General features: G+C 67.2%; 17 protein-coding genes and 1 tRNA gene. 6 read left to right on the top strand and 12 right to left on the bottom strand.

What is annotated here, in order from left to right; all coding sequences use genetic code 11:
- On the top strand, positions 1-1,548 hold the full coding sequence (locus ACNQVK_RS15285; RefSeq protein WP_418030181.1) for a glycoside hydrolase family 13 protein: 1,548 nt from the start codon (positions 1-3) through the stop codon (positions 1,546-1,548).
- 87 nt (positions 1,549-1,635) lie between these two features.
- Here the strand turns inward: ACNQVK_RS15285 and ACNQVK_RS15280 are convergent, their stop codons facing one another.
- The 11 genes from ACNQVK_RS15280 to ACNQVK_RS15230 form a co-directional block, all read right to left on the bottom strand.
- Positions 1,636-2,139 (bottom strand): putative immunity protein, encoded by a 504-nt coding sequence (locus ACNQVK_RS15280; RefSeq protein WP_418034172.1) that lies wholly within the window; start codon positions 2,137-2,139, stop codon positions 1,636-1,638.
- A gap of 43 nt (positions 2,140-2,182) precedes the next feature.
- On the bottom strand, positions 2,183-2,854 hold the full coding sequence (locus ACNQVK_RS15275) for a hypothetical protein (protein WP_418030179.1): 672 nt from the start codon (positions 2,852-2,854) through the stop codon (positions 2,183-2,185).
- Complete coding sequence (locus tag ACNQVK_RS15270) at positions 2,851-3,258, bottom strand: acyl-CoA thioesterase (RefSeq protein ID WP_276127193.1); 408 nt, start codon at positions 3,256-3,258, stop codon at positions 2,851-2,853. The genes ACNQVK_RS15275 and ACNQVK_RS15270 overlap by 4 nt, the downstream gene beginning before the upstream one ends.
- A complete protein-coding gene (locus tag ACNQVK_RS15265; RefSeq protein ID WP_418030178.1) occupies positions 3,255-8,096 on the bottom strand; it encodes an NAD-glutamate dehydrogenase in 4,842 nt (1,613 codons plus the stop codon). The genes ACNQVK_RS15270 and ACNQVK_RS15265 overlap by 4 nt, the downstream gene beginning before the upstream one ends.
- 99 nt (positions 8,097-8,195) lie before the next feature.
- Entirely contained in the window at positions 8,196-9,869 is a 1,674-nt protein-coding gene (ettA, locus tag ACNQVK_RS15260; RefSeq protein ID WP_276127191.1) for an energy-dependent translational throttle protein EttA, read from the bottom strand.
- 110 nt (positions 9,870-9,979) lie between these two features.
- On the bottom strand, positions 9,980-10,429 hold the full coding sequence (locus ACNQVK_RS15255; RefSeq protein WP_090431875.1) for a single-stranded DNA-binding protein: 450 nt from the start codon (positions 10,427-10,429) through the stop codon (positions 9,980-9,982).
- Positions 10,430-10,589: 160 nt separating this feature from the next.
- Positions 10,590-12,626, bottom strand: a complete 2,037-nt coding sequence (locus ACNQVK_RS15250) for a cytochrome c oxidase assembly protein (protein ID WP_418030177.1) — start codon at positions 12,624-12,626, stop codon at positions 10,590-10,592.
- A gap of 45 nt (positions 12,627-12,671) precedes the next feature.
- Positions 12,672-15,047: a glycerol-3-phosphate 1-O-acyltransferase gene (locus tag ACNQVK_RS15245; protein ID WP_418030176.1), complete on the bottom strand. Its 2,376-nt coding sequence runs from the start codon at positions 15,045-15,047 to the stop codon at positions 12,672-12,674.
- Entirely contained in the window at positions 15,044-16,669 is a 1,626-nt protein-coding gene (locus ACNQVK_RS15240) for an HAD-IB family hydrolase (protein ID WP_418030175.1), read from the bottom strand. The genes ACNQVK_RS15245 and ACNQVK_RS15240 overlap by 4 nt, the downstream gene beginning before the upstream one ends.
- Positions 16,666-18,153, bottom strand: coding sequence for a wax ester/triacylglycerol synthase family O-acyltransferase (locus tag ACNQVK_RS15235; RefSeq protein WP_418030174.1), 1,488 nt, complete (start codon positions 18,151-18,153; stop codon positions 16,666-16,668). The genes ACNQVK_RS15240 and ACNQVK_RS15235 overlap by 4 nt, the downstream gene beginning before the upstream one ends.
- Positions 18,154-18,261: 108 nt before the next feature.
- The gene (locus ACNQVK_RS15230; RefSeq protein ID WP_418030173.1) at positions 18,262-18,717 is read right to left on the bottom strand and encodes a group I intron-associated PD-(D/E)XK endonuclease; all 456 of its coding nucleotides are present in this window, start codon (positions 18,715-18,717) and stop codon (positions 18,262-18,264) included.
- A 100-nt stretch (positions 18,718-18,817) separates the two neighbouring features.
- Between ACNQVK_RS15230 and ACNQVK_RS15225 the strand changes: the two genes are divergently transcribed.
- Together ACNQVK_RS15225 and ACNQVK_RS15220 are read left to right on the top strand one after the other, a co-directional pair.
- Positions 18,818-18,893, top strand: a tRNA-Arg gene (locus ACNQVK_RS15225).
- A 416-nt stretch (positions 18,894-19,309) separates the two neighbouring features.
- Positions 19,310-19,798 carry a universal stress protein gene (locus tag ACNQVK_RS15220; protein ID WP_418030172.1) on the top strand — a complete coding sequence of 163 codons (489 nt, stop codon included), beginning with the start codon at positions 19,310-19,312 and terminating at the stop codon, positions 19,796-19,798.
- Positions 19,799-19,811: 13 nt separating this feature from the next.
- On the opposite strand, the gene ACNQVK_RS15215 is transcribed toward ACNQVK_RS15220, so the two are convergent.
- Positions 19,812-20,645: an MBL fold metallo-hydrolase gene (locus tag ACNQVK_RS15215; protein WP_418030171.1), complete on the bottom strand. Its 834-nt coding sequence runs from the start codon at positions 20,643-20,645 to the stop codon at positions 19,812-19,814.
- An 82-nt stretch (positions 20,646-20,727) separates the two neighbouring features.
- On the opposite strand from ACNQVK_RS15215, the gene ACNQVK_RS15210 reads away from it, so the two are divergent.
- From ACNQVK_RS15210 to ACNQVK_RS15200, 3 genes are read left to right on the top strand one after another with little or no spacing between them, the layout of a single operon-like run.
- Positions 20,728-21,510, top strand: coding sequence for a FadR/GntR family transcriptional regulator (locus ACNQVK_RS15210; RefSeq protein ID WP_211155143.1), 783 nt, complete (start codon positions 20,728-20,730; stop codon positions 21,508-21,510).
- Positions 21,511-21,569: 59 nt separating this feature from the next.
- On the top strand, positions 21,570-23,186 hold the full coding sequence (locus ACNQVK_RS15205) for an AMP-binding protein (protein WP_418030170.1): 1,617 nt from the start codon (positions 21,570-21,572) through the stop codon (positions 23,184-23,186).
- Complete coding sequence (locus ACNQVK_RS15200; RefSeq protein WP_044522591.1) at positions 23,173-23,946, top strand: class II aldolase/adducin family protein; 774 nt, start codon at positions 23,173-23,175, stop codon at positions 23,944-23,946. The genes ACNQVK_RS15205 and ACNQVK_RS15200 overlap by 14 nt, the downstream gene beginning before the upstream one ends.
- Positions 23,947-23,960: the final 14 nt, after the last annotated feature.

Below are 23,960 nucleotides of genomic sequence, written 5' to 3'. Positions count from 1 at the left end.
ATGCGCCGGTGGTGGGCAGACGCGGTTTTCTACCAGGTCTATCCCCGCTCATTCGCCGACAGCGACGGCGATGGAGTCGGCGACCTCGACGGGGTGTGCGCCGGGCTGGACTACCTGGCGGCGCTCGGTGTCGATGCCCTGTGGCTCAACCCGGTGATGGTCTCGCCGATGGCCGACCACGGCTATGACGTCGCCGATCCGCGCGACGTCGACCCGCTGTTCGGCGGCATCGACGCCCTGGACCGTTTGCTCGACGCCGCCCATGCCCGCGGCATCCGGGTCACCATGGACCTGGTGCCCAACCACACCAGTTCGGCGCACCCGTGGTTCGTCCAGGCGCTGGCCGATCACCGCCATCGTGACCGCTACATCTTCCGTGACGGCCGCGGCCCACAGGGTGACGCGCCGCCAAACAACTGGGTGTCGGTGTTCGGCGGCCCGGCATGGACCCGCGTCACCGAGCCCGACGGCACACCGGGCCAGTGGTATCTGCACCTGTTCGACCCCGCCCAGCCCGACCTGAACTGGGACCACCCCGCCGTGTTCGAGGACCTGGAGAAAACGCTGCGGTTCTGGCTCGACCGCGGGGTCGACGGGTTCCGCATCGACGTCGCCCACGGCATGGCCAAGCCACCCGAGCTCCCCGACATGGCGGTCACCGACACCGCGCTGCTACGCAACAGCGACGACGACCCGCGGTTCGACAACGACAGCGTGCACGACATCCACCGGTTCATCCGCACGGTGCTCGACGACTATCCGGACGCGGTGGCCGTCGGCGAGGTCTGGGTGCACGGCAACGAGCGCTTCGCCAGGTACCTGCGCCCCGACGAACTGCACCTTGGCTTCAATTTCCGTCTGGTGCAAGCCGATTTCGACGCCGTCGAGGTGCATGACGCGATCGTGAACGCCATCGCGGCAGCCGAACTGGCGGGGGCGACACCCACGTGGACGCTGTCCAACCACGACGTCGAACGTGAAGTGACCCGCTACGGCGGCGGCCCTCTGGGGCTGGCCCGAGCGCGGGCGATGGCGCTGGTGATGCTGGCACTGCCCGGATCCGTATTCGTCTACAACGGTGAGGAACTCGGGCTGCCCAATGTGGACCTGCCCGATGAAGTGCTCCAGGACCCGGTGTGGGAGCGCTCCGGCCACACCGAACGCGGACGTGACGGGTGCCGGGTGCCGATGCCGTGGTCGGGCGATGCTCCGCCGTTCGGCTTCTCGTCCAACGCCGACACCTGGCTGCCGATGCCCGCCGAGTGGGCACCGTTGACGGTGCAGCGTCAGCAGGCCGACCCGGCGTCGACGCTGGAGTTCTACCGCCAGGCCATCCAATTGCGCACCAGCCGTGCGGAATTCACCGGCAGCCGGGTCGATCTCGACATCGCCGACGAGGTTCTCACGTTGCGGCGCGAAGGTGGCCTGGTGTGTGTCCTCAACACCGGTGACGAGCCGGTGCCGTTGCCGCCGGGCGAGGTGCTGCTGAGCAGTGCTGAGCTGACGGATGCCCTGCTGCCGGCCGACACCGCCGTCTGGCTGGTCTGATTCCCCTCGTTCCTCCCGCGAGCAGACGCGAAGGTACCCGGTATTCGTGGAATCAGGGCACTTTCGCGTCTGCTCGCCCAGGAAGGGTCAGCGCGACGCCCGCAAGGAACCATCCAAGGTCGCCATCAGCTGGGCCACCCGGTTGGTACCGGCCGGTGCGGGCGGATAGCGGCAGAGCACGTCGATCAAGACCGGTGTGGCCCGGTGCCGAACTCGTTGCAGCACCATGTCCCCCGCCGCAGGATCGCCGCTGTTGATCTCGGCGATGCGGGCCACGCTCGCCGCGGCGCGCAGGATGTGGCCGACCTGATGGGCCTTCGTGATCGGGTGCAGGTAGGCCGCCGAGGCGGCGTCACCGGCCGCCTGTGCCGCCAGACGCGCGGATTCGGTATCGGCGTCTTTCGCTGCCCGGTGCGCATCCAGCGAGGCGACCCGCTGCGCCTGGGATCGGGGGGCGCCGTTGACGAACCGCCAGGCGGCGGTGATGGCGGCCCGCGGCCGAGGGTCGTCGGGATGCACGCTCTCGAACACGACGAGGACCTCTTCAGCCGTCTCCGTCACGTATCGAGCCACGACCCGCAGCTCGTCCATGCTCAGCTCGAAGTCGCCCGATGTCACGTTGCACGCCCGACGGTCAGCCCAGGATCAGCGCGGCGCTGTCGCGGCGCCGGTACACCGAGCCGAATCGGGCGTCGATGCGCAACCACGACGGGTGCGCGCGGACCCGGACGATCTCCTGCTCGCTGACCTCATTGCCCGTCTGCGGCAGAAAGCCCATGGCCGTCAACGCGAAGACGCAGCGCATCGGGATGCCGACGCTGTATTCGCCTGCGCTGACCGCGATCACCTCCTGGTCGAGCAGCGAGGACGGCGGGCCGTGAGCGCTGCCGTGCTCGCGGGCCAGCGCACCACCCTGCTGGGCCAGGTCGAGCATCACCCGCGCGGGGATGTCATCGAGGTGGACGAATCCGTCCTCGGGCGGCAAGCCGCCGCGCCAGGCCGAATCCATCGGGAAACCGGGGTCGACGTATCCGTCTGCGGCAGTTGACAATCCGGTCACCAGCGCGTCGGCTCCCGCGGACAGGTCCGACGGACGTACCCGTCCGGTTACCACCCGGCTGGCCAGCACTTCCAACCCGGTCGCCACCCAGGCGACGGCTGTGCCGCCACTCCCCGGCCCGCCGGTGCGCTCCCTCAGCCGCACCACCGCAGCATCGTCCAACCGCAGGGCACGGTCGAGGAACGTCGCGAGATCCTCTCGGTCGCGCGGATCGTCGATCCACAGGCCGCGCTCCGGGATGGTCATCGCAGGTGGCTCTCCAGATAGCCGCGCTGCTCGGCCGTCAGACGTTCGAGTCGTTGCTCGGCGATGTGCACCGCGGCCAGCTGGGTCTCGCCGATCACCGACGGTTTGGAGTCGGGTGCGGCATGCAGCGAACGCACCTCGTAGCCGATCGTGAAGTCGACGGCCCGCACCCGCTTGGACCACATGGTCACCTGAAGCGGTGAGTCCACCAGCCGCAACTGCCCCTTGTAGGCGATGTTGACCTCGGCGATCAGCAGGCCGATGGTCTCGATCGTGGCGCCGAAAGGCTCACGCAGGAACGGTATCCGGGCCTCTTCGAGAAGGGTCACCATGGTGGCGTGATTGATGTGCTGGTACATGTCGATGTCCGACCAGCGCACGTGCACCGGCGTTGTAAAGCTCACGCAGTTGTTCCCGTTCCACTCGTTCGTGTCATGCTGCGGATCTGCCGCGCCGCCACAGACAGCGTTGCCAGATCCTGCTCACCATCTTGGTATATCTCGGTCAGCGTGCGACGGGCGCGGGTCACCCGGGAGCTGTTGGTCAGCTCCCACTCTGCGATCTTCTCCTCGCCGGTCTCGTCGGGTTCGCCGACGGCGAGCACATCGAAGCACAGAGCCCGAAGCGAACCGTAGATGTCGTCGCGAATCGCCAACCGCGCCAGGGAATGCCATCGATCATCACGGCCCAGTTGGGACACCGCGGTGAGCAGCCCGTCGGCACCGAGGCGATCCATCAGCGCGAAGTAGGTGTCGGCCACCTCGGCGGGCTCCCGGTCGACGATGTCAGAGATGTCGATCACGTCGAGCAGGCTGTACTGGTACAGACCCGTCGCCACGGCAAACGCCAGTTCGTCGGACACCCCCTGCGCGGAGAACTCCCCGGCCTCTTTCTCGACGATCGCCTTGTCGTCACCGCGCAGCCATTGCGACATGTGCGGGCGCAGGGCGGACACCTTCGCGGCGAACCGGTTGATCTCGGCACCGACCGCCAGCGGCTGCGGACGGTAGTTGAGCAGCCAGCGCCCGGCGCGGTCGACCAGCCGGCGCAGATCCAGCGTCATCCGGTCGGTCACGAACACCGGGACCCCTTCGTCACCGGCTGCCCGGATCTCGCGCCACACCTTGCCGATCCCGAAGATGGCGTCGGTGGCGACGTAGCTGCGCACCGCGTCGACCGGGCCGACACCGACGTCCTCGGTGATGCGGTAGGCGTAGCTGATCCCGCTGGTGTCGACGAGATCGTTGACCAGCATGGTGGTGACGATCTCCCGGCGCAGTTGGTGCGACCGGATCTCGCTGGTGAACTGCTTACGCAGCTTCTCGGGGAAGTACCGCGGCAGCCGGGAGGCGAACACCTCCTGATCGGGCAGGTCGCTGGCCAGCACATCGTCTTTGAGATTGAGCTTGACGTGGGCCATCAGCGTCGCCAATTCCGGTGAGGTCAAACCGATTCCGGCATCGACGCGACGCTTGATCTCCTTCTCCGATGGCAGCGCCTCCAGCTCACGGTTGAGACCGCGGTTGGCCACGAACTCCTTGATCATCCGGGCGTGGACCGAGAGCATGCTCGCGGCGTTGGCCCGGCTGGTCCCCATCAGGTCGTTCTGGTCCTTGTTGTCGATCAGCACCAGGGCACCGACCTCGTCGGTCATCGACAACAACAACTCGGTGCGTTCTTCGGGGCTGACCTTGCCCGCGGTGACCAGTGAGTCGATCAGGATCTTGATGTTGACCTCGTGGTCCGAGCAGTCCACACCCGCGGAGTTGTCCAGCGCATCGGTGTTGATCCGGCCACCGGCCAGGTCGAATTCGATGCGACCGAGGGAGGTCACGCCGAGGTTGCCGCCTTCGCCGATGACCTTGGCCCGCACCTCGTTTCCATTCACCCGGATCTGGTCGTTGGCGCGATCACCGACGTCGGCCTCGGTCTCGGCCTTGACGTAGGTGCCGATACCGCCGTTCCACAGCAGGTCCACGGGCGCCTTGAGAATGGCCTTCATCAGGGCGGGCGGCGTGAGTTCTTCTATGTCACCGTCGATCCCGAGTGCCGCGCGGGCCTGCGGGCTGATCGGGATGGACTTCTGCTGACGGCTGAAGACACCGCCGCCCTCGCTGATCAGCTTGGCGTCGTAGTCCTCCCAGCTGGATCGCGGGAGCTCGAAGAGGCGCTTGCGTTCCACCCACGACACCGCGGGGTCGGGGTTGGGATCGACGAAGATGTGCCGGTGGTCGAAGGCGGCGATGAGGCGGATGTGCTTCGAGAGCAGCATGCCGTTGCCGAACACGTCACCGCTCATGTCGCCGACGCCGACGACGGTGAAGTCCTGGCTCTGGGTATCCACGCCCATCTCGCGGAAGTGCCGCTTCACCGATTCCCACGCGCCCTTGGCGGTGATGCCCATGGCCTTGTGGTCGTAGCCGATGGAACCGCCCGAGGCGAACGCGTCGCCCAGCCAGAACCCGTAGGACTTGGCGACCTCGTTGGCGATGTCGGAGAACGTGGCCGTGCCCTTGTCGGCCGCGACCACCAGATAGGCGTCCTCGCCGTCACGCCGCACCACGTCGGGTGGGGTGACGACGGCACCGGTCCCCTTGTCGACGTTGTCTGTCAGGTCGAGCAGTCCGGAGATGAAAAGTTGGTAGCACGCAACGCCTTCGGCGCGGGTCGCCTCGCGGTCGACGGCGGCGTCACCGGTGGGCTCGGGCGGTCGTTTGACCACGAACCCGCCCTTGGCCCCGACGGGCACGATGACCGCGTTCTTCACCGCCTGGGCCTTGACGAGACCGAGGATCTCGGTGCGGAAGTCCTCACGGCGGTCCGACCAGCGCAGCCCGCCGCGGGCCACGAACCCGAACCGCAGGTGCACGCCCTCCACCCGGGGCGAGTACACGAAGATCTCGAACTTGGGCCGCGGCAACGGCAGCTCGTTGATCAGGCCGGGGTTCAGCTTCATCGCCACCACGCCGCGTTGCCGCGCCGAATCCGGCTGCTGCACGAAATAGTTGGTACGCAGCGTCGCCTGGATCAGGGTGGCGAAGGCACGGAGAACCCGGTCGGTGTCCAGGCTCACCAGTGCGTCGATGTCGGCGGCGACGGCAGCGGCCGCCCCCTGGGCGTCCCGGGCGCCCGCGGTGTCCTCGGACGGGTCGAACAGCGCCTCGAACAGTTGCACCAATGACCGTGTGGTGTGCGGGTTCTCGTTGACCACCGACTCGATGTGCGACTGGCTGTACGGAAATCCCGCCTGGCGCAGGTACTTCGCGTAGGCGCGCAGGATCACAACCTGCTGCCAGGTCAGGTCGGCACGCAACACCAGTTCGTTGAACCGGTCCACCTCGACCCATCCGTGCCAGATGGCGGTCACCGCGTCGGCGAATCGCCGGGCGGTGGCCTCGCGGGAAGCCGCGTCGGGTTCATCGGGGATGCCCCGCTGCCGGGCCACCTTGAACTGGTAGATCCAGACCGGCAGGCCGTCGGCCCGGCGCACGGTGTACGGACGCTCCTCGAGCACCACCACACCCATCGACTGCAGCATCGGCAGCAGTTCGCTCAGCGAGGCCGACTGGCCACCGAGGTACCAGGTGAGCTGGGCCAGCCCGTCGTCCCCGCCTTCGGCGAACACGAGCTTGACCGAATTGTCTTGGAGCCCTTCGATGATCGCGATATCGGCGATGGCATCGGCCGGGGCGACAGCTTGTTTGTAGTCTTCCGGGAACGCCGTCGCATAGTGCTCGACAGCGGCGGGACTGAGCGCCGCGTGCGCTGCAGCGCTGGTCATGCGGTCACCCCAGTTGCGGGTGGCCTCGGTCAGCAGGTTCTGGATCCGGTTCTCGTTCTCGGCCGACGTGTCCACGGTGTGCGAGGCGGTGCCGTCGGGCAGCCGGACCGTGAAATGAACCACTGCCCAGGGCGATTCGCTGACCCTGGCCGAGTAGTCGATGCTCTCGCCGCCGAGCTCGCGCACCAGGATGTCCTGCATCTCCAGCCGCACCGCGGTGGTGTAGCGGTCTCGTGGCAGGTACACCAGGCAAGACACGAAGTGCGCCAGTTGATCCGCACGCAGGAACAGCAGGGTACGGCGCCGTGACCCCAGGTCCACCACGGTCAGCGCCATGTCCAGCAGCTGCTTGGAGCTCAGCGCGAAGAGTTCGGGGCGTGGGATGGTCTGGACGATGTCACGCAGCAGCTGCCCGGGATGGCTGGGATCGCGGCGGGCCATCGCCAGCGCTTCCTCGACGCGCCGCGAGATCAACGGGATCTCCAGCACGTTGGCGTTCATCGCAGCCACCGTGAACAGCCCGACGAACCGGTGCTCGATGACCCGCTCGCCGCCCTCGCGCACGACGACGATGTACGGGTACGCGCCGTAACGCACATAGCTCGGGATCGTGGCCTGCGCCAGCACCAGCAGGTCGTCCGCGGCGGTCAGCGGCGGGAGCACATCCTCGCGCAGCTTGAGCACGCCGAGCCGGCTGGCCGGGTCGACCGAGGCGTGCCCGTCGCTGATCGCGCACTGCTGGTACCCCAGCAGCATGAAGTGTCCGTCGGAAAGCCAGCGCAACAGCGCTGCGACGTCCCTGCGGTCGGCGTTGGGAAACCGGCCCTCCACATCGGTCGCCACATCGTTGGCCAGGGCGTGCAACGCGGCACCCATGGCCGCCGAATCCAGCCCGATCTGACGGGCCTCGGCCAGCACCCCGGGCACCATCCCGACCACCTCGGTGAGCGCCGGGCCGTCGGCCGCCCCGATGACCGGGACCAGGATCCAGCATTCGTCCACGCCGTCGACGCCGGTGGCCTCGGCCGCGGGTTGGAAGTCCAGCAGCACTCCGTCGGCGTCGCGGCGCACCCGAAAGACCGGGTTCATGATGGCCGGGTAGGCGATGCCGTGGCGGTGCAACAACACCGTCACCGAATCCACCAGCATCGCCGCCTGCTCGGTGACGATCTGCAGGGCCGGGCCGGAGTCACTGTCCCCGGGATACACCATGACCTTGGTTTCGCCCGGCGCCCGTTGGCCGGCCAACGCGTAGTGGGCGGCCAACGTGGCATCGGAGACCAGGCGCTCGGCCACCGCGGCCTGAGGACCGGTGGCCGCGACCCCCGGGGCATCGGCCTGCGGAGCCCGGTAGGTGGACAGGAAAGCCACCGCGAGCCGGTGGATCACCTCAGGCGGTGCCTGTGAGCGATCCCGGTCGCTAATTCCCTGTCCCCGAAGAGCTCCCGGTTCGGCCGTCATACGGATCACTCCCTACTCACGCCCATGCACCGGCATTGGTGCATAGCTGCGACATTAGTAGCGTCACCGAGCCCGCTGCGCGGTTTATCCCGTCACGGCTCAGTCGCGGGTCAGTCTCCGGTGGGTCACCCGGTGCGGGCGTGCTGCTTCGGCACCGAGACGTTGGATCTTGTTCTCCTCGTAGGCACCGAAGTTGCCCTCGAACCAGAACCACTTGGCCTCGTTGTCGTCGTCGCCCTCCCACGCCAGGATGTGCGTGCAGGTGCGGTCCAGGAACCACCGGTCGTGGCTGATCACCACGGCGCAGCCGGGGAACTGCTCGAGCGCGTTCTCCAGCGACGACAGCGTCTCGACGTCGAGGTCGTTGGTCGGCTCGTCGAGCAGGATCAGGTTGCCGCCCTCTTTGAGGGTCAGCGCCAGGTTCAGCCGGTTGCGCTCACCACCGGACAGCACACCCGCGGGCTTCTGCTGATCCGGCCCCTTGAACCCGAACGCCGACACGTAGGCCCGCGACGGGATCTCGTTCTGACCGACCTCGATGTAGTCCAGCTTGTCGGAGACGACCTCCCAGACCGTCTTCTTCGGGTCGATGCCGGCGCGGCTCTGGTCGACGTAGGACAGCTTGACCGTGTCGCCGACCTTGACCGTGCCGCTGTCGGGCTGCTCCAACCCGACGATGGTCTTGAACAGCGTGGTCTTGCCGACGCCGTTGGGGCCGATGACGCCGACGATGCCGTTGCGCGGCAGCGTGAACGACAGGTCCTTGATGAGCTGGCGACCCTCGAAGCCCTTGTCCAGATGCTCCACCTCGACCACCACATTGCCCAGCCGCGGCGGGGTGGGGATCTGGATCTCCTCGAAGTCGAGCTTCCGGGTCTTCTCGGCTTCGGCGACCATCTCCTCGTACCGGCCGAGGCGGGCCTTGTTCTTGGCCTGACGGGCCTTGGCGCCCGAGCGGACCCAGGCCAGCTCGTCCTTGAGCCGCTTCTGCAGCTTCTGGTCCTTCTTGCCCTGGACCTCAAGGCGCTCGGCCTTCTTCTCCAGGTAGGTCGAGTAGTTGCCCTCGTACGGGTAGGCCCGGCCGCGGTCGAGTTCGAGGATCCACTCGGCGACGTTGTCGAGGAAGTACCGGTCGTGGGTGACCGCCAGGATGGCGCCCTTGTAGTTGGCCAGATGCTGCTCGAGCCACAGCACGCTCTCGGCGTCGAGGTGGTTGGTCGGCTCGTCGAGCAGCAGCAGGTCCGGCTTGCTCAGCAGCAGCTTGCACAGCGCGACGCGGCGGCGCTCACCACCGGAGAGGTGGGTGACCGGCTCGTCGGGCGGCGGGCAGCGCAGCGCGTCCATGGCCTGCTCGAGCTGGGAGTCGATGTCCCAGGCGTCGGCCGCGTCCAGTTCCTCCTGCAGATGGCCCATTTCCTCCATGAGCTCATCGGAGTAGTCGGTGGCCATCAACTCGGCGACCTCGTTGTACCGGTTGAGCTTGCCCTTGATGGCCACGCCGGCCTCGACGTTCTCGCGAACGGTCTTGGTCTCGTCGAGCTGCGGCTCCTGCATCAGGATGCCGACGGAGGCGCCGGGTGCGAGCAGCGCGTCGCCATTGTTGGCATGGTCGATGCCGGCCATGATCTTCAGCACACTCGACTTACCAGCCCCGTTGGGACCGACGACGCCGATCTTCGCGCCGGGCAGGAAGTTCAGGCTGACGTCGTCAAGGATGACCTTGTCGCCGTGCGCCTTGCGAACCTTGCGCATCGTGTAGATGAATTCGGCCATGCCGTGATGTGCCTTTCTGAAACTCTTCGGGAATGTCGGATGGGCGCTTGCGCGAAGGGTTGCGTCAAGCCCAACTCACTCGCGCCCATCCTATGCGTGACCGAAACCGGCTAGGCCGACAGTGGCAGGTCGCCCTCGTCGGGCTCGGCTTCGGGCGCGTCGCCGGCGACGGGTTCGGGCTCGAGTACCGGGCCGGCCGACGGCTTCGGCAACGGTGCGACCTTGGCGGTGCAGCGGGACAGATCGGGCCCGACCGCGGTGGCCCGCACCTCCACCGAGGACCGGCGCACACCCTCTTTGTCTTCGTACTCATCGGTGTGGACATGCCCGACCACGATCACGGCGTCGCCCTTCATCAGAGAGGCGCTGGTGCCGGTGGCGAGATTTCCCCAGCAGTTGACCGTGACGTAGAGCGAGTTGCCGTGCTCCCAGTTGCCGTCGGGCGTGCGGCGCCGCGAATTGCTGGCCACCCGGAACTTGTACAGCTCCTGATCGCCGAATCGCCGTCGGACGGGGTCGGTGATGATGTTGCCCACGATCGTGAACGGGGTCTCGAACATTTCTGGTTCCTTTCGCTTCATCCATTGCGGTGGCCGACGCTGAATCGGCGCGGCCGCCTTACGCAGCCATTGACCGCCGGAAGCCCGACGCGCGGCCGGCATGCGGACCCGACGTACCCGTCGGCTGTGGATGAAACGCAGGCTGGGGATAACTCCGGTGTCAGCCGGACGGATGGTCGCGCCGCGCCATCTCGGCGAGCATCGCGTTGTAGGCCGCCAGATCGGCGTCGTCATCGCGGTCGGCGGCCCGGTCCAGCCGCTTGGCGGTGCGCTGATCGCTGCGCCGCCACTGGATGAGCAGCGCCAGCATCACGATGACCAGCGGGACTTCCCCGGCCGCCCACGCGATGGCGCCGCCGAGGTGCTGGTCTCCGAGCAGGTCTGTGTGCCACGGCAGTAGCAGCGACCGGTAGAAGCTCTCGCCGAGCACGTTCTTCATGCCCATCAACACCACACCGAAGAACGCGTGCAGCGGCAGCGAGGCGAACACCATCCCGATCTTGACCAGGTGCGGGACGGGCCTCGGGGTCGGGTCCACGCCGATGACCACCCAGTAGAACAGGTAGCCAGACAGCAGGAAGTGCACGTTCATCAGGATGTGCGCAGCGTGGTTGCTGACCGCGGCGTCGAAGATGCCGCCGAAGTACAGGCCGTAGAACCCGGCCACGAACAGCACGGTGGCGACGATGGGATGGGTCAGGAATTGCGACACCCTGGAGTGCAGCGCCGCCAGCAGCCACTCTCTGGGGCCGGGTGGCGAGCCGCGGCCCGCGGTCGGCAGCGCCCGCAGCGCCAGGGTCACCGGGGCGCCCAGCACCAGCAGCACCGGAACCAGCATGGACAGCAGCATGTGGGCGATCATGTGCACGCTGAACATCGCCGGCATGTAGCGACCGAGCCCCGATGAGGTGGTGAACAGCAGGACGGCACAGCCGAGCAGCCAGGCGAACGTGCGGCCCACCGGCCAGGCGTCGCCGCGGCCGCGCAGCCGGTACACACCGGCCAGGTACACCACCGCACCGACGATGGCCGCGGTCCCGAACAGCAGGTCGAATCGCCAGTCGAACAGCACCCGAGCGACCGTCGGCGGCCCGGCGAAGTCGTATCCGATCGCGACCTCGGTGGCGCTGGGGGTCCTCGGCTCGGGCGGCGGCGGGGTGCGTCCCAGCCCGACGGCGATGCCGAATGTGGCGCCGAACAACGCGGCCTCCGTCAGCGCCAACCGGATCAACGGCCTGCGCGCACCAGCGTCGGCGGCCAGAGCGGTCAGGCTGACCCGACGCTGTCGCCAGCCCAGCACGCCGAGCAGGCCGAGGGCCACGAGCTTGGCCACCAGCAACCAGCCGTAGCTGGTGCGCACCAGATCGGCCGGTTGGATCCGCACCAGCGCGTTGACCACACCGCTGATGGCCATCGCGATGAAGCACCACAGGGCCAGCGCCGAGAAGCGGCGTGCCGCCAGCGCGGTGGCCGGGCCGTCACCGCCGGACCCGGAACCGGCCCGGATCGCGTGGGCCAACAACGCCAGCAGACCGCCGGCCCACAGCGCGGCGGCCACCAGGTGGATGAACAGGCTGTTGGTGGCCAGATCGTGGGCTCCGCCTGCCGACGAATGCCCGGTCAGAACCAGCGGCATCAACGTCAGCAGGGACCCGGCCAGCAGTACCGGCGTCCACCCCCACCGCAGCACCGGGAGGCTGGCGATGGTGACGGCGGCCGCCAGGATCGCCGTCCACCGCCAGGCCACGGCGACATCGACCAGGCCGGCGGCCGACCACACGTCGACCGGTGCGAGATGGTCGAGCAACGGCTGCCCGGACACGTCGGAGACCGTCAGCGGAACCAGCAGCGCTGCGCACACCGTCCACACGCCCGAGGCCGCCGAGCCGAGCCGCAGCGCCCGGTAACCGGCGACATCGAGCACGCCGTTGGTCTGGGGTGCGGCCAGGAACGCCGCGAACAGGAAAGACCCCACCGCGACGACGGCGGCGATCTCGCCGGCAGCGCGCACGAATGGCAGTCCGTAGGTGGTGACCGGGCCGGGATCGGGTAGGCCGGTGGCAGTCAGGGCGTCGGCCAGCGACAGCGCGCCGATGCCTGCGGCCACTGCCCCGGCCAGCAGACCCACGCCGACCAGCACAGGCCACACCACGCTGTTGCGCACGCTGGATGCGGCCACCTGGCCGGCAGAAGTCATGGTGCAAGGGTATGGCGTGGGCTCCACCACACCTCCAGGCGTCGCCTAGCTGGACGGGCCCCGCACGACCCGACGCTGCTTTTCCCGGTTGTAGAACTGCTCACGCGCGATCTCGTCGACCTTGTCCATGTCGGCGACGATCCCGCGCAGTTCCTCGCGGAAGGCGTTGCGGCGCGCCTGCAGATCGGGGCCGTTGACCAGCAGGTTTTGGTCGGCCGCCACCTGCCGCGCGGTGGCGAACAGCAACGCCGAGACCGACTCGTTGCTGCTGACCCGCCCCTGCGCGACGTACTGACGACCGACACCGAGCGCCCGCCTGGTCAGGTCCCGCTCACCGATCTCGGGCGGTGCATCGCGCAGTACGTCGGCGACGATCGCATAGGCCTCGAAGAACGGCCGCAGCATGGCGCCCACCAGCAGCGGTCGCTTGCTGCGCAACATCTGATAGATCTCGTCGCCTCCCGCCGAGACCTTCGTTTCCCAGCCGCCGGCCGCCTGCCCTTCCGGTGTGCGGTCGTACCACGACATCTCTTCGGCGACGTTGTCGCGGAAGGCCTCCGAATCGGCGAAATAGAAGTCGAACTTGAGCAGATCGCGCAGCCGCATCACCTGGTCCCAGAAGACCTGTAGCGGGTCGCCGGCGACATGCGCGGCATGGGCCAGGGCCAGTTCGACGATCGAGGTCTCCTGGAAGGCGTGGATCAGCGAGTTGCGGTAGAACGCCGCCTCCAGTTCGTCCTCGGGGGCGATCCGCCATACCGGTTCGCGGCCGCTGTCCACCATCGTCACGGGGTGTCCCCCGGAGAGCGCGTCGACGGCCGAGCGCACCCCCTCGGCGGTACGCAGGCGCAGTGCGCTGTTGGTCACCGGGGTGTTCTTGCGCTCCAGGTAATCCAGCGAGTCCTGCAGCGTGTGGTGCAGCTGATCGAGGGTCAGGGCGACCCCTCGGGCGCCCAGCAGCAGCGCCGAGACCAGGTTGGTCGCGCTGACCGGGGTGACCCGCAGAATCCGCCAGGCCACCTCGAACGCCATCTTCTGCATCGCCAGGCGTTTGGCCGCCTCGTCGTGGGCCATGTCGCCGCCCGGCTCTCCGAGGTGCTCACGCATCGAAACCGCTTCGGGGAAGCGGACATAGATCTTGCCGTAGTTGCGTTCGCCCTGCGCCTTGATGAAGTTGTACAGCCAGCTCAGGCCCTCTGGCGTCTTCTCGCCGCCGCGGGCGTACGCGGCGTACTCGGCGGTCTCGTGCAGTTGGTCGAAACTTATCGAGACCGGCTGCAGCAGGATGTCCTCACTTCGGCCGTCGAGGTAGGCATTGGCGACGTAGGCGAGCAGACCGAGCTTGGGCGGCAACATCTTTCCGGTCCGTGACCGGGTTCCCTCGATGGACCAGTTCAGGTTGAACCGCTTCTCCACGATGTAGCCGACGTACTGGCGCAGCACGTACTTGTACAGCGGGTCATCGAGTTTGCGGCGCAGGAAGATGACGCCGGAGTGCCGGAACAGCGGACCCATCAGGCCGAACGACAGGTTGATCCCGGCGAACGTGTAGACCGGCGGCAGCCGGTTCTCCTGCATGGCCACCGGGACGATGACCCCGTCGAGATACGAACGGTGGGAGAACAGCAGCACCGCCGGATGTTGTTCCAGGGCATGGCGCATCGACTCGATCTCGGAGCGGTCGTAGTCGATACGCGGATCGAATCCGCGGCTGAAGATGGCCCGGCCCAAAGTTGGGATCAGGTCCACCGAGAACCGGCTCCACCCCGTGGAGAGCTCGTCGAGCATCTCCCCGGCCTTGTCCACCGTCGCGCCGGGAATCTGTTCCAGGCCTTGACGGAACCGTGCCGAGTCGAGCATCTCCGGCTTCACCAGCCGCGGCGACTTGTATTCGGGGCCCAGCAGGCGAAGCTCCACCCGCTCGATCGCCAGTACGGCCCGGCGCAGCACGAATCGTGCGAATTCCCTGGGGTTTTCCGCGACCGTGGTCTCGCTCCACTGCTTCCGCAGCTCCGATACCTTGGCCGGTTCACCGGCGACGATCCGGGCCCGCGTCGGGTCCTTGCGCAGGATGCGTCGCTGCAGGATTTCCGGCGGCCGGTAGGTGTCGCGGCCCGAGATCAACCCGACCACCTTCAACCGGGTGGGCAACCCCGCGGGCACCCAGAACACCCGGACCGGGACCACCAGCCGGTCCTCGTCGGATTCCAACTCCTCGACCAGCCGGGCCACCACCCCGGGCGCGGGCTCGTCGGTGGCAGGCAGCTGCAGGACCTCGACCGTCGAGTCGGGGTGTTCGCGCCGCTGCGTCTTGAGCCAGTCGTTGAGTAGTTCCAGTTCGGCCGGCGACGACGCCGATGCCAGCACCAGCGCATCGTCGGTGGTGCTGAAGCTGGGGAAATCGTCGAGCCCCGCGGTCACGGTCGACCCTTGGGGGTCGATCGCGACGACGAGGTATCCGGTTTGGGCGCAGCCTTTTTCGCAGGCACCTTCTTCGCCGGCGCCTTCTTGACGGCCCGGCGCGGTGCGGCCTTCTTGGCCGGAGTGGGTCGGGCGTAGACGTCGAACACCGGCAATTCGCCCTCCGGCCAGGATTTCAATGTGTCGAGGTAGATCTGGCGGACCTCGGCGATGCGGTCGGACAGGTTGTCGACGGTCCAATCCTCGACTGATATCGGCGGGTACACCGCGACGTCCACCTTGCCGGGGTTGAACGTGCTGGAGTCGCGGGCCGCGATGACCTCGGCGTTGCGGATCACGATCGGGACGATCGGAATGCCCGCAGCCATGGCGATGCGGAACGGACCCTTCTTGAACGGGCCGACCTCGGTGGTGTCGAGTCGGGTGCCCTCGGGAGCGATCAGGATCGACAAACCTTTGCGGGCAAGCTCTTCGATCCTGTGCAGGCTTTCGACGGCCTTTTCCGGGTCGTCGCGGTCGATGAACGCCGCGTCCATGACCTTGCCCAGCGGGCCCATCAACGGGTTCTTCTCGAGCTCCTTTTTCCCGACGCCGGTGAAGTCCACCCCGACCAGCCGGCCCGCGATCATCGGGTCGGCCTGGTTGCGGTGATTGAAGATGAACACCGCGGGGCGCTGCGCGGTCAGGTTCTCCTCGCCGAGGATGTTGAGCTCGATGCCCGTGGTGAGCATCAGCAGCTTGCTCCAGTTCGACGTGAAGAAGTTGACCCCGGTGCGCTTGTTGCGGGTGAGCAACCCGAGGCCGATCGCACCGGCCGCGACGGTCGGGATGGTGGCAAGGCTGGCGAGCGTGCGTAGTTGCGCGACGGGGCTGCTGCCACTGCGGCTGCTGAACCTCAGTACGGGCCAGCCGCGTTTGGCGGCCACGGCGGCCAACTTGCCTGCCGGATTGGTCGGCCGCGGATTGCCCACCAGGTACATCAGGGCGACGTCCTCGTCACCGTCGGCGTAGAAGTAACTCTTGGCCAGGTCCACCCCGTTGGCCGCCGAGAAGTTCTGCACCGCACGGGCTTTGCCGGGACCCCAGATGACAGGTCTCATCACCTCCCCGGTGATCAGGCCGTCCTCGTCGGTCTCGAACTTGTTGCAGAGCACGTTGTCGATGCCGAGAAAGCGCGCCACCGGCTCCACCTGAACCGTCAGCGCAGAGGAACTCAGCACCACGGTATGGCCACGGGCCATGTGGGCGCGCACCATCGCACGCATCTCCGGATACATGCGGCCCTTCACGTGCTGGACGAACAGCCGCTCGCCCAGCTCGTCGAGATCGCTGAGCGAGTTGCCGTTCAGCATCCGCGCGCCCTTGCCGATCAGGTCCTCGAACTCTGAGCGTCCCAGCTGGTGATTGAGCCCGGCCTGCACCATCCCGATGAACTCGCCGATGCTCATCTGACCGCGACGCAATCGATCCTGCGTCATCAGCACGCCCGTGAACCCGGCCACCAGTGTCCCGTCGAGGTCGAAGAACGCCCCGATCTCCGGGCCTTCCGGACTCGCCTCGATCTCGGCCAGTGACCCCGGCAGCCGCTGCTTGGATTTGCCTGCCTGCCCTGATGACGTCACTGTGCAGCGCTCCCGTTCGACGACGCGTTGTCAGCCCCTGGTGGCACCGCGGCCGCGAAGGTGACCGGTTCGGCGCGCCCGTCGCCCCCGAGCGCGAGCACCTCGTTGAAGCCGTCGAGCAGGCATTGCGCGAACAGGGCCTCCTCGGTGATCGCCGCGCGGTCGTAGCGCGTGGTCACGGTGAAGTACCCCGACCGCGAGATCAGCACCGCCATGATCGCGACACCGGGCAGCGGGCCAATTCCGTAGTGCCGCAGGATCTTCGCTCCGGCGATGAACGTATCGCCGGCATACATCGCGACGTTGCTGGCCTGCACGTCGGAGTTCACGACCGAGCCGGCGACCGACTCCAGGATGTTGTCCGGTAGCAGACTCAGGACCGGAGCGATGGCGCCCACGATGTCGATCGCACGTTCTTCACGCTTGGTGGTCATCTGGGCCCGAACGGCTTTGATCCGTAGCTCCGGATCGGCGATGCCGACCGGGGCGGCCAGATTGACTCCCGCGAATCGGTTGCCACCGGCCGGATCATCCTCGGAACGCAGGTTGACCGGCACCGCCATCGGCAAGTCCTCGATCGGGACTCCCATCGCCTCGTGGTAGCGCCGCAGCGCGCCGCACAGGCCGGCCAGGTAGGCGTCGTTGATCGAACCACCGGCGGCCTTGGCGGCACTCCGCAGGTCACCGAACGGGATGTCGATCGCCTCGGTCCGCGAGGACAAGCTACGCCGACGCAGCAGTGGCGACCGGTCGGCCGCAGGCCGATTCACCCGGGCTCCCGACATCGCGTACTCGACGACTCCGCCGACCGCCGATACCGGGTCCCTCACCGTCCGGTTGGCGACGCGCGCGGCACCGCCGATCAGGCCGAGCACGCCACCGGCGATCTTGCCGGGAAGCCGGCCGAGCCCTTCCCGCATGAGATCGTTGGGCGACAGGTCCTGAGGAATGGGCACCGGCGCCATCTGCCGAGGCTCGGGATCGCGTTCCAAGTCGTAGATGTTGGCGAACATCTCGATCGCGCCCACCCCGTCGGTCACCGCATGGCTGAGGTGCAGGATCGTAGCCGCACGCCCGCCTTCGAGCCCTTCGACCAGCGTCGCACTCCACAGCGGGCGCGTGATGTCCATCGGTGTCTGCAGCGCAATCTCGGCCAGGTCGAACAAGTCCCGGAGTGTGCCCGGGGAAGGCACTCTCATGCGCCGGACATGGAAGTCGAGGTTGAAGTCAGGATCGACCACCCACCGGGGCGACGCCGTCGGCAGCGTCGGCATGACGACCTTCTGCCGCAGCCGTAGGACGTTGCGGGAGGTGTTCTCGAACCGGGTGCGGAACCGCTCCCAATCTGGGGTGGTGTCGAGGATTTCGAGGCCGACGATGCCCGATCGCGTCCGGGGATTCGCCTCACCACGATGCAGCAGCTGGTCCACTGCGCCCAGTTTCTCGGGCAGTCCGGCCGCATCGACCTCCGGCACGTCGCTCATAAGCGTGGTCCCTCTCCCCTCCCCTGGCCACCAAGTGCAGCGTCCACGCTAGTCCGCCTCCGGCTCCGCGGGAGGGCTTTGCCGGGCGTCCGTCGCGCGTCACCGCCCTCACGCCGAGGTACGGGTTTCGTCGATCGGCGGGAGGTGTTTGTCCGGTAGGTCGCGAAACGAAGCGGCTGCCAAGATCCGTTTCTGCTGACCGTTCTTGGTCGGCGTGATCCGGAGATTGACGGAGACGCCGTGATCGGTGGGCCGGATGTAGTAGCACTCGTCGGTGTCCGGACAGTAGATGCAGATGACGTCGATCGCGTCCTTGTCGATGGGCGTGCTGTGCGCGCCGTGGCGATCAGCCCAGGTGGACCGGAGGTTGAGTTTGACCGCTCCCGCTCGTGCCGACCGGTACTTCACCTGGATGCGGTGGAAGGCGCCTGCCGCGTACGCCACAAGGTCGAAAGGAGCATGCTCGGTCGCGGGGAACAGCACGTAAAAACCCTTGCCTACCAGGTCGGCATGCGCTTTGGCGACGCCAAGGTCGCCTTTGTCTTTGGTGTGATGTCGACCCACTGACTCGCTCGTTTCATCGGTCGCGGTTCGAGCAGCCCACGTGCTGCATATCCGTTTCGGCAACGACACCCACGCGGTGTAAATTGTGGTGGTCCGACTTGCCCCCGTGGCGCAACGGATAGCGCATCCGGTTTCTACCCGGTCGGTTGCAGGTTCGAATCCTGTCGGGGGTGCCATTTCTCGTTCGTTTGACGTGTGCTTCTCGTTCTTGAGCGCACCGTACCCCGCACATCCGACAACTCCATTTCGGTCGACTGCTCGCTCAATACGAGGGTGAGCCTGAATCTCACGTCGCTCGTCTGATTAGCAGACACGCTCGGCAGCATGCTCCTTTCGGCGTTGGCCTCGCCGGCGTGCCAGTACGGCGAAAGCATCAAGCGCATTTGCTTGACTTCAGTTGGCACAGACCTTCGACGTTGCCGTTTACTCGGCGCACATGACCGAAAACCGCTCTCCATCTGCAAGACGTCGGCTGATTGTTGACACCTGTGTCGGTTGATCCTTGACGCGGCGCGAAGCCCAATCTCCAACAGCGGAAGATTGACGTGCATTAATGTCCTGTTCGCCCCGCTAGCCGAAGTTCGGAGACAACATGAGCACGTATCGGACGATCCTTGTCGGGACCGACGGCTCCGACTCATCGCTACGCGCGGTCCACCGCGCTGCCGAGATCGCCGCGCAGGAGAACGCGAAGCTGATCGTGGCGAGTGCTCATCCGCCCGTGGCCGAGAAGGGCGGCTGGTCGCGACCGCCGTCGCCCGATCATGTGGTCGATACCCGTGCGGAGGACAGCCTCAAGAGCGAGGGCTACCGGATGCACGGCGCCGCCCCGGTCTACGAGATCCTCCAGGTGGCGCGCGACCGGGCCAAGGCCGCCGGCGCCACGGATATCGTCGAGCGGGCGGTCGAAGGTGCCCCGGTCGACGCCCTGGTGAAGCTCGCCAAAGAGGTCGATGCGGATCTGATCGTCGTCGGTGACATCGGACTGGACTCCGTCGCCGGCCGCCTGTTGGGCTCGGTGCCCGCCACCATCGCCCGCCGCGTAAAGATCGACATCCTCATCGTCCACACCGCGGTCTGAGACGCTCGCGGTCTTAGGCCGACACCCAGATCAGCCTGTCGTCGTCGGCGACGACGGTGCCTGCGGTCGGGGCCGCGAAATGCGTTCCGAACAACAGTGCCTGCTCATCGACGATGCCCTGCAGCAACCGGGCGCGGGTCACCGCGGCAGCTGCCGGATCGTCGTCAGGCAGGGCCTGCACCTCGGGGTGGGTGATCTGGATCGGATGGTGGATGACGTCACCGCTGATGATCGCCACCTCCCCGTCGGATTCGATCCGAACCGCGGCATGCCCCGCGGTGTGACCGGGGGTGGCCAACAGCCGGATCTCGTCGGTGATGGCGTGGTCCGAGTCGGTCAGACGCAGGACGTCATGTGCGACAAGCGGTTCGACGGTCTCGGAGGCGGCGCGGTTCGGCGCCGAGGACTCCCGCCATGACGTGTACTCGTCGGCGGTGAGCAGGTATGTCGCGTTGGGATAGGTCGGGACCCAGGCACCGTCACGCTGGGAGGTGTTGCGCCCGGCGTGGTCGAGGTGAAGGTGAGTGCAGACGACAGTGGTCACATCGCCGGGGGTGAATCCGGCCGCGGCCAACGACTGCCGGTACTGCTCGGGATCCATGGGGATCTGATAGGGCAGGTCGTGGCCCTCCCCGAAACAGCAGTCCACCACCACGAGTTCGTCACCGGATTCGATGAAGAACGACTGGATGGCCACCAGCAGGTTGCCGGCACCGTCGACATAGTGCGGCTGAAGCCAGCTCGGCAGCTCGGACGGAAGCCCGCGAAACAGCCGGTCAGGCCGGGTCGGCACCACCGTCTCCAGGACGGAGTGAACCGTCAACCCGCCGATCGTCCACTTCTGCATGGCTCACCGTATGAGACAAATCATTTGGATACAAGGCTCCGCACAGCCCCATCATCGACCGACCATCTGGCACACTCGACACGTGGCGCAGCCAAACGTCCGGTTCCAGCGACTTGCCGAACAGGTCGCCGACCAGTTGCGTCGCCAGATCCTCACCGGGGAACTGCCCGACGGCACGATCCTTCCCAAGGAAGACGAACTTCTCGTCGAGTATCCGATCAGCAAACCGTCCCTGCGTGAGGCGATGCGGATCCTCGAGGCCGAGGGGCTGTTGACGGTACGGCGCGGCAAGCTCGGCGGCGCGGTGGTCCATCGACCCGACGCAGCAAACCTCGCATACACCATGGGGTTGGTGCTCGGCGCCGGGCAGGTCGGACTCGCCGACGTGGGCACGGCCCTGCTGCAGGTCGAGCCGGCATGTGCCGCGCTCTGCGCCCAGCGCCCGGACCGCAAGCGCACCGTGGTACCCATTCTCCGTGAATTGCACGAAGAATCGGTCAGATCGGTTTCTGATCTGCTGCAGGCCACCTCGGCGAGCCGCCGGTATCACGAAGCGCTGGTGCGGCACTGCGGAAACGAGACGATGATCATTCTGGCGGGCGCGTTGGAGGCGCTGTGGTCAGCCCATGAGCAAAACTGGTCGGCTCAGGTGACGGACCACTCGACCGTGCCCGTCGAGGAGCGCCGAGCGGTACTGGAAGACCATCGGCAGGTGATCGACGCGATCGACATGGGTGACGCACAGCGAGCCCGCGACCTGGCCGCGGCTCATCTGGTGAACGCCCAGCAGTACCCGGGCGTCGACGGGGTCGTCGATCCGACGATGGTGCGCACATGGGCGCAGTCCGGCCCCCGACGACCGTGATCGACGGCCGGCATCGATGTGACCGTTGACACAGGTTCTTATTTTCATATGATTTGGTGATGAAGGTCGGCGACGTCGCCGTGGACGTAGTAGACGCGGCCCGCTATCGGTCGGCCGGGTGGTGGTCTGACCGCACGATCTCGCAGACCGTGCGCGGTCACGCACTGGCCCACCCCGACAAGCCGGCCTATGTGGACCACCCCGCCGCCACCTATACCTGGCGTGAATTCGACGAGGCCGCAACATCACTCGCGGCCCAGCTGGCGGGCGCCGGAGTTGACCCGGGTGACCGGGTCGCCGTGTGGCACGGCGACACCGCCGCCATTCATGTGCTGTTCGTGGCGATCGAACGATGCGGTGGTGTCGTTGTCGGGATCGGTGCCCGCGCCGGGACGCGCGAGGCCACCCAGATCCTGCGGACCACCGAACCGCGCCTGCTGATCAGCGACGCGGCGCGGCAGGCCCCGGCGCGGGCCACCGTCGCCGGCCTCGCTCCGCAACTCGACATCGCCGCCGTGGTCCTGCGGACCGAACAGGATGGTCTGTTCATCGACACCCGCACTCCCCCGCGTGCGCCCGACGACGCCGCGGCGGTCGGCCCCGACGACGTGTTCCTGATCAACTCCACCTCGGGGACCACCGGCCTACCCAAATGTGTTGTACACACGCAGAACCGGTGGCATTACTTCCATCAGCAGGCGGTCGCCAACGGCGCGCTGAGCGCCGACGACGTCTTCCTGCCCGTCATCCCGGCCCCGTTCGGGTTCGGCATCTGGACCGCCCACACCACCCCGATCTACCTCGGCGTCACCACGATCCTGCTCGAGCGGTTCGACGCGGCGGCCGCGTGCGAGGCGATCGCCCGTCACCGGGTCAGCGTGTTGTGCTGTGTCAGCACCCAATTGATGATGATCATGGCCGACCGTGCATCGCGCGAGAACGACCTGAGCTCGTTGCGCGTCGTCTTCACCGGCGGTGAGGCGCTGCCGTATCAGCGCGCCGCCGACTTCGAGGAACTCACCGGCGCCACCATCCTGCAGTTCTACGGCTCCAACGAAACCGGCCTGCTGAGCGGGACGACGCTGGACGATTCCCGGGAGCGCAGGCTGCGCACCGCCGGAAGGCTGGTGCCGGAGATGGCGGTGCGCCTGTTCGACGGCGATGACGACGTGACCTCGACGGGCCGTGGGCAACCGGCCTGCCGCGGGCCGGCCACCAGCCTGGGCTACCTCGGCGGCCTCGACCACGACAAGCTCTACACCCCGGACGGCTGGATGCGGATGGGCGACGTCTGCGAGGTCGACGCCGACGGCTACCTGTCGGTCACCGGTCGCACCTCGGACTTCATCGTGCGCGGCGGCAAGAACATCAGTGCCGGCGAGGTCGAGGACGCGGTGACGACGCATCCGGCCGTGGCCGTGGCCGCCGCGGTGGCGATGCCCGACCCGGTCTTCGGCGAGAAGGTCTGCATCTACGTAGAACCTGCGAACGGGCAAGCCGTCGATCTCCCCGGGCTCGTCGAACACCTCCTGGCCCAGGGCATGTCGAAGGAGCTGCTTCCCGAGCGGCTCATCGTGCTCGACGAGCTGCCCCGGTCGTCGGGCGCGAAGATCGCCAAAGGGCAACTCCGCGAAGATATCCGGACGCGGTTGGGAGACGACTATGAACGTCGATGAGATGCGGCAGGGCGGATTGAAGGTGTGGTCGCCGTCGGTCACCCCGCCGATCGGCGTCGACCTGTCCGAGGAACAGGCGCTCGCCGTGGCGTTCCGGCACCTGGCCGCCATCGGATTCGCCGAGAACATGGCCGGCCACATCACCTGGCAGCCTGAGGGCCGCACCGAGATGCTGGTCAATCCGTGGGGACTGTGGTGGCAGGAGCTCACCGCATCCGACATCTGCGTGGTCGACGAGAACGCCGCCGTGGTGCGTGGCCGCTGGGATGTCACCCCGGCCATCCACATCCACACCGAACTGCACCGCATGCGCGACGATGCTCGCGTAGTCATCCACAACCACCCCTACTACGTGAGCCTCATCGCGGCGTTGGGGAAGCTGCCGGACCTGGTGCACCAGACCGGATCGCTGTTCCTCGACGACATGTGCTTCGTCGAAACCTATGACGGCGAGGTCGATTCGGCGCCCAGGGCGCGCGAACTGGCCGAACGGATCGGCACCGCCAATCTCACGATCCTGGCCAACCACGGCGTCATCACCACCGGAGGCACCGTGGCCGAGGCCGTGTACCGGGCCGCCTCGATCGATCGGGTGTGCAAACTGGCCTACCAGGTGATGCTCACCGGCCGGGAGCCGACGGCGATGAACCGCTCCGACATGTACGGCATGAAGGCCTCGCTCATCGAGCGAGCCGCCGACGTGTACTGGGCCGGGGCGGCCCGCATGACCATCAAGGCCGACCCCGACGTGCTCACCTAGAAGGAGATTGCCCC

It is taken from the genome of Mycobacterium sp. 134 (assembly GCF_048282715.1).
In the GTDB taxonomy this organism is placed as follows: domain Bacteria; phylum Actinomycetota; class Actinomycetes; order Mycobacteriales; family Mycobacteriaceae; genus Mycobacterium; species Mycobacterium septicum.
The sequence above is the reverse complement of the archived record's forward strand: the minus strand, read 5'-3'. Positions and strand labels throughout refer to the sequence as shown.

Excerpts from the sequence above, each read along its gene's own strand:
- ACNQVK_RS15285 (WP_418030181.1), top strand. The coding sequence starts at position 1 with ATGCGCCGGTGGTGGGCAGACGCGGTTTTCTACCAGGTCTATCCCCGC.
- ACNQVK_RS15280 (WP_418034172.1), bottom strand. The coding sequence starts at position 2,139 with ATGGACGAGCTGCGGGTCGTGGCTCGATACGTGACGGAGACGGCTGAA.
- ACNQVK_RS15275 (WP_418030179.1), bottom strand. The coding sequence starts at position 2,854 with ATGACCATCCCGGAGCGCGGCCTGTGGATCGACGATCCGCGCGACCGA.
- ACNQVK_RS15265 (WP_418030178.1), bottom strand. The coding sequence starts at position 8,096 with ATGACGGCCGAACCGGGAGCTCTTCGGGGACAGGGAATTAGCGACCGG.
- ettA (WP_276127191.1), bottom strand. The coding sequence starts at position 9,869 with ATGGCCGAATTCATCTACACGATGCGCAAGGTTCGCAAGGCGCACGGC.
- ACNQVK_RS15255 (WP_090431875.1), bottom strand. The coding sequence starts at position 10,429 with ATGTTCGAGACCCCGTTCACGATCGTGGGCAACATCATCACCGACCCC.
- ACNQVK_RS15250 (WP_418030177.1), bottom strand. The coding sequence starts at position 12,626 with ATGACTTCTGCCGGCCAGGTGGCCGCATCCAGCGTGCGCAACAGCGTG.
- ACNQVK_RS15235 (WP_418030174.1), bottom strand. The coding sequence starts at position 18,153 with ATGAGCGACGTGCCGGAGGTCGATGCGGCCGGACTGCCCGAGAAACTG.
- ACNQVK_RS15220 (WP_418030172.1), top strand. The coding sequence starts at position 19,310 with ATGAGCACGTATCGGACGATCCTTGTCGGGACCGACGGCTCCGACTCA.
- ACNQVK_RS15215 (WP_418030171.1), bottom strand. The coding sequence starts at position 20,645 with ATGCAGAAGTGGACGATCGGCGGGTTGACGGTTCACTCCGTCCTGGAG.
- ACNQVK_RS15205 (WP_418030170.1), top strand. The coding sequence starts at position 21,570 with ATGAAGGTCGGCGACGTCGCCGTGGACGTAGTAGACGCGGCCCGCTAT.
- ACNQVK_RS15200 (WP_044522591.1), top strand. The coding sequence starts at position 23,173 with ATGAACGTCGATGAGATGCGGCAGGGCGGATTGAAGGTGTGGTCGCCG.